Origin of the sequence: Caulobacter sp. SSI4214, assembly GCF_012184455.1 — a bacterium.
GTDB classification, from domain to species: Bacteria; Pseudomonadota; Alphaproteobacteria; order Caulobacterales; family Caulobacteraceae; genus Caulobacter; species Caulobacter vibrioides_E.
Genome location: NZ_SZWJ01000188.1, coordinates 1 through 566 on the forward strand (window position 1 = coordinate 1; position 566 = coordinate 566).

A 566-nucleotide genomic window follows, 5' to 3' on the forward strand; every position below is an offset into this window, starting at 1 on the left:
TCCAGCGAGTGGGCCAAGAACATCATCGTCGGCTTCGCCCGGATGGACGGCGAGACGGTCGGTATCGTCGCCAACCAGCCTCAGGTGCTGGCCGGGGTGCTGGACATCGACTCCAGCCGCAAGGCCGCCCGCTTCGTGCGGTTCTGCGACGCCTTCAACATCCCGATCCTGACCTTCGTCGACGTGCCGGGCTTCATGCCGGGGACCAAGCAGGAGTACGGCGGCCTGATCAAGCACGGGGCCAAGCTCTTGTTCGCCTATGCCGAGGCCACCGTGCCGAAGATCACCGTCATCACCCGCAAGGCCTATGGCGGGGCCTATGACGTGATGAGCTCCAAGCACCTGCGCGGCGACCTCAACTACGCCTGGCCCACGGCCGAGATCGCGGTGATGGGGGCCAAGGGAGCGGTCGAGATCATCTTCCGCCAGGAGGCCAAGGACCCCCAGGCGCTCGCCGCCCGCGAGGCCGAGTACAAGGACCGCTTCGCCAACCCCTTCGTCGCCGCCCAGCGCGGCTATATCGACGACGTCATCATGCCCCACGGCACCCGCCGACGCATCGTCCG

General features: G+C 67.1%; 1 protein-coding gene. It reads left to right on the forward strand.

The window, feature by feature from the left end:
* A partial coding sequence (locus FCU40_RS23030; RefSeq protein WP_275052066.1) for a carboxyl transferase domain-containing protein occupies positions 1 to 566 on the forward strand: 566 nt, incomplete at both ends.